We start from the raw sequence: 4,354 nt of genomic DNA on the forward strand, positions 1-4,354 counted from the left end.
GAAGGAGAGAGCGCATTATGGATAAACAGAGAATCTTTGAAGTATTAATCACCAATATTTGCGAGGTGCTTCCTGAATTAGACGGACACAGATTTGAGCCTGAAGATCAGTTAGTTGAGCTAGGAGCTGACTCTGTAGACAGAGCTGAAATTATCACGATGGTGCTAGAGGATTTATCGTTAAAAATCCCTCGCATTGAGCTATCCGGGGTGAAAAACATCGGTGAATTAGCTGAGGTGCTTTATGACAAAGTGCAATCTGCCTGAGGTGGTGGTGACCGGTGTAGGCGTTACGGCCTCTATCGGTCAAGGGAAAGAGGACTTTGCTTCCTCGCTGCTGTCCGGCAGACATGCCTTTGATGTCATGAAGCGTTCAGGCAGACAAAAAGACAGCCGGTTTATCGGAGCCGAAATTGCGTCATTGTCTTATCCTGACCGACTCTCTAAAAAAATGTTGCGAAAAGCATCATTCTCCAGCCGCGCTGCATTGGTAACTCTCACAGAGGCTTGGGAGGAGGCTGAATTGGACGATGCAGATTCCTCACGTATCGGACTGGTTGTTGGCGGATCAAATTTTCAACAGAGAGAAAACTTTGAAGTTTATGAAAGGTATCAAGACCGCTCCGGTTTTATTTCTCCGGCGTATGGTCTGTCTTTCATGGACAGCGATCTTTGCGGGATATGTACAGATCAGTTTGGCATCACGGGATTAGCATATACGGTGGGAGGAGCTTCGGCCAGCGGCCAGTTAGCAGTCATTCATGCGATTCAGCAAGTCCTGTCAGGCGAAGTTGATACTTGCATAGCACTTGGTGCTTTAATGGATCTTTCTTATATGGAATGCGAGGCGCTAAGGGCTTTAGGCGCTATGGGGACGGACAAATATGCTGATGAACCTGAAAATGCGTGCCGTCCCTTCGATCAAAACAGAGACGGGTTTATCTATGGAGAATCGTGCGGTGCATTGGTAATAGAACGAAAGGAGACGGCTTTACGAAGAGGTCTAAAACCTTATGCAGCATTGTCTGGCTGGTCAATCAAACTGGACGGAAACCGGAATCCTGATCCTTCATTAGAAGGAGAGATTCATGTCATCCAGAAGGCACTGGAGCGTGCCAGGCTTTTACCAGAAGATATTGATTATATTAATCCTCATGGAACAGGCTCTTTTATTGGAGATGAAATAGAATTAAAGGCGCTCCGTGCATGCCGGCTTTCCCATGCTTATATCAATGCAACAAAATCGATAACCGGACACGGGCTTAGTGCGGCGGGCATCGTAGAGATTATTTCTGTTTTGCTGCAAATGAAAAAATCTGCCCTGCATCCGAGCAGGAATTTGGATCATCCAATCGATGATTCCTTTCATTGGGTAAATGAGAAATCGATTTCATACCGCATCAAAAATGCGCTGAGCTTAAGCATGGGGTTTGGCGGAATGAACACCGCGGTTTGTATACAAAACATTGAGAAATGTGGAGGCGAATCATAAATGGTTTCAGCCGGAATAGAAGCGATGAATGTCTTTGGCGGAACGGCATACCTTGATGTCATGGAGCTGGCCAAATACAGACACTTAGATACTGCGAGATTTGAAAATTTATTAATGAAAGAAAAAGCGGTAGCACTGCCTTATGAAGATCCCGTGACCTTCGGAGTCAATGCAGCTAAGCCGATTATTGATGCTTTATCTGAAGCAGAGAAGGACCGGATTGAATTGCTGATCACTTGCTCTGAATCCGGGATCGACTTTGGGAAATCGTTAAGTACATATATCCATGAATATTTAGGTCTCAACCGCAACTGCCGTTTGTTTGAGGTTAAACAGGCGTGTTATTCAGGGACAGCGGGATTTCAGATGGCGGTGAATTTTATATTATCCCAGACTTCTCCGGGTGCCAAAGCACTGGTTATCGCCAGTGATATTTCACGTTTTTTAATCGCTGAGGGCGGAGACGCTTTAAGCGAAGATTGGTCTTATGCGGAACCGAGCGCCGGAGCGGGAGCGGTGGCCGTTTTAGTTGGCGAAAATCCCGAGGTGTTTCAAATAGATCCCGGAGCAAATGGTTATTACGGCTATGAAGTGATGGACACGTGCCGCCCCATTCCCGACAGTGAAGCGGGAGATTCTGATCTGTCTTTAATGTCATATTTGGATTGCTGCGAACAGACTTTTCTGGAATATCAAAAGCGTGTACCGGGTGCCAATTATCAGGACACGTTTCAATATCTTGCTTACCATACGCCCTTTGGCGGGATGGTGAAAGGTGCGCACCGGACAATGATGCGTAAGGTAGCGAAGGTGAAAACATCCGGGATTGAGACGGATTTTTTAACTCGGGTAAAACCAGGTTTAAACTACTGTCAACGGGTTGGAAATATTATGGGGGCAGCCTTGTTTCTGGCATTGGCCAGCACGATAGACCAAGGGAGATTTGATACGCCTAAACGAATTGGCTGTTTTTCCTACGGATCCGGCTGCTGTTCTGAATTTTACAGCGGAATTACAACTCCGCAAGGCCAGGAGCGTCAGCGAACATTTGGTATTGAGAAGCATTTGGATCGCCGGTATCAGCTCTCCATGGAAGAGTATGAGCTATTGTTTAAGGGGAGCGGGATGGTGCGGTTTGGGACGCGCAATGTAAAGCTGGACTTTGAGATGATACCGGGCATCATGCAGTCCACTCAAGAGAAGCCGCGCTTGTTTTTAGAAGAAATTTCTGAGTTTCATCGGAAGTACAGGTGGATCTCGTGACCTATCAAACGATAAAGGTCCGCTTTCAAGCATCGGTTTGCTATATTACCTTTCACCGTCCTGAAGCGAATAATACGATTAATGACACGCTGATAGAAGAATGCTTGCAAGTGTTAAACCAATGTGAAACATCAACGGTGACGGTTGTCGTTTTAGAGGGGCTTCCCGAGGTGTTTTGTTTCGGAGCGGATTTTCAAGAAATCTATCAGGAAATGAAAAGGGGCAGAAAACAGGCAAGCTCCCAAGAGCCTCTCTATGATTTGTGGATGAAATTGCAGACCGGCCCTTATGTCACGATTTCGCATGTCAGGGGAAAAGTGAATGCCGGCGGTCTTGGATTTGTATCTGCCACAGATATTGCCATTGCTGATCAGACGGCGTCATTCAGTCTCTCTGAGCTGCTATTCGGCCTGTACCCTGCTTGTGTTTTACCGTTTCTGATCCGCCGTATCGGCCGGCAGAAAGCGCATTATATGACGCTTATGACAAAGCCGATTTCCGTTCAGGAAGCCAGTGAATGGGGGTTAATAGATGCTTTTGATGCTGAAAGTGACGTGCTGCTGAGAAAGCATTTATTGCGTTTGCGGAGGCTGAATAAAAAAGGAATCGCACATTATAAACAGTTTATGAGCTCACTTGATCATCAAGTCAGTCGTGCGAAAGCCACCGCTTTAACTGCAAATCAAGACATGTTTTCTGATCCTCAAAACCAAATGGGAATCATCAGGTATGTTGAAACAGGACAATTCCCATGGGAGGATCAGTAACCGTTTAAAAATGACAATCAGAACCGTTAGGAGGACATCATGACGCATTCTGTTGTAGAGCTTATCGAAATTGAATCCGCCATTATTCAGGTAAAGATGCAAGATCGCACTCATAAAAACGCGTTTTCACAAGAACTTACAGACGATTTAATTCAAGCGTTTGAATACATACGGCAGAATCCCAAATACAAAGCGGTCATTTTGACAGGATATGATAATTATTTTGCTTCAGGAGGAACGCAAGAAGGACTGCTTCGAATTCAACAGGGATTGACCAAGTTCACTGATGACAATCTTTATTCTCTGGCGCTGGATTGCGAGATTCCAGTTATTGCGGCAATGCAGGGCCATGGAATTGGAGGCGGCTTTGTCATGGGGCTCTTTGCTGACATTGTCATTCTGAGCAGAGAAAGCGTGTATACGGCTAATTTTATGAAATACGGATTTACGCCTGGAATGGGCGCTACCTTTATCGTTCCTAAAAAACTGGGTTTCAGCCTGGCCCAGGAAATATTATTGAATGCGGGCAGCTACCGCGGAGCTGATCTTGAAAAAAGAGGGGTTCCTTTTAAGGTGCTGCCCCGTGCAGAAGTGTTAGATTATGCAGTGGAGCTGGCGCAAGAACTGGCGGAAAAGCCGAGAAACTCACTGGTTACACTGAAAGATCATTTGGTTGCCCCGCTTCGCGATCAGCTGCCGCGCGTCATTGAACAGGAATTGATGATGCATGAGAAAACATTTCATCATGAAGAAGTCAAAAGTAGAATCAAAGGTTTATATGGTAATTAACTGAAAATATATATAAATTTTGCAGGTGAAATGGAGGCAGCGTG

Annotated in this window: 5 protein-coding genes; all 5 read left to right on the plus strand. The window is 45.6% G+C overall.

Annotated features, from left to right (window positions below):
• The first annotated feature begins 17 nt into the window (after window positions 1-17).
• The 5 genes from MHB62_RS09100 to MHB62_RS09120 are packed head-to-tail and all read left to right on the plus strand — an operon-like array spanning window position 18 to window position 4,310.
• A complete protein-coding gene (locus tag MHB62_RS09100; protein ID WP_003231809.1) occupies window positions 18-266 on the plus strand; it encodes an acyl carrier protein in 249 nt (82 codons plus the stop codon).
• Window positions 244-1,491, plus strand: a complete 1,248-nt coding sequence (gene pksF, locus MHB62_RS09105) for a polyketide biosynthesis malonyl-ACP decarboxylase PksF (protein ID WP_003245287.1) — start codon at window positions 244-246, stop codon at window positions 1,489-1,491. The genes MHB62_RS09100 and pksF overlap by 23 nt, the downstream gene beginning before the upstream one ends.
• Complete coding sequence (gene pksG / locus MHB62_RS09110; protein WP_003231805.1) at window positions 1,492-2,754, plus strand: polyketide biosynthesis 3-hydroxy-3-methylglutaryl-ACP synthase PksG; 1,263 nt, start codon at window positions 1,492-1,494, stop codon at window positions 2,752-2,754.
• On the plus strand, window positions 2,742-3,521 hold the full coding sequence (locus MHB62_RS09115; protein ID WP_010886512.1) for an enoyl-CoA hydratase/isomerase: 780 nt from the start codon (window positions 2,742-2,744) through the stop codon (window positions 3,519-3,521). Before pksG ends, MHB62_RS09115 begins: the two co-directional genes overlap by 13 nt.
• A 39-nt stretch (window positions 3,522-3,560) precedes the next feature.
• A complete protein-coding gene (locus MHB62_RS09120; RefSeq protein WP_003231800.1) occupies window positions 3,561-4,310 on the plus strand; it encodes a polyketide synthase in 750 nt (249 codons plus the stop codon).
• Window positions 4,311-4,354: the final 44 nt, after the last annotated feature.

The organism is Bacillus sp. FSL K6-0255 (genome assembly GCF_045040725.1).
Classification (GTDB): domain Bacteria; phylum Bacillota; class Bacilli; order Bacillales; family Bacillaceae; genus Bacillus; species Bacillus subtilis.

Coding starts and splice junctions, on each gene's coding strand:
- MHB62_RS09100 (WP_003231809.1), top strand. CDS start 18: ATGGATAAACAGAGAATCTTTGAAGTATTAATCACCAATATTTGCGAG.
- pksG (WP_003231805.1), top strand. CDS start 1,492: ATGGTTTCAGCCGGAATAGAAGCGATGAATGTCTTTGGCGGAACGGCA.
- MHB62_RS09120 (WP_003231800.1), top strand. CDS start 3,561: ATGACGCATTCTGTTGTAGAGCTTATCGAAATTGAATCCGCCATTATT.
- pksF (WP_003245287.1), top strand. CDS start 244: ATGACAAAGTGCAATCTGCCTGAGGTGGTGGTGACCGGTGTAGGCGTT.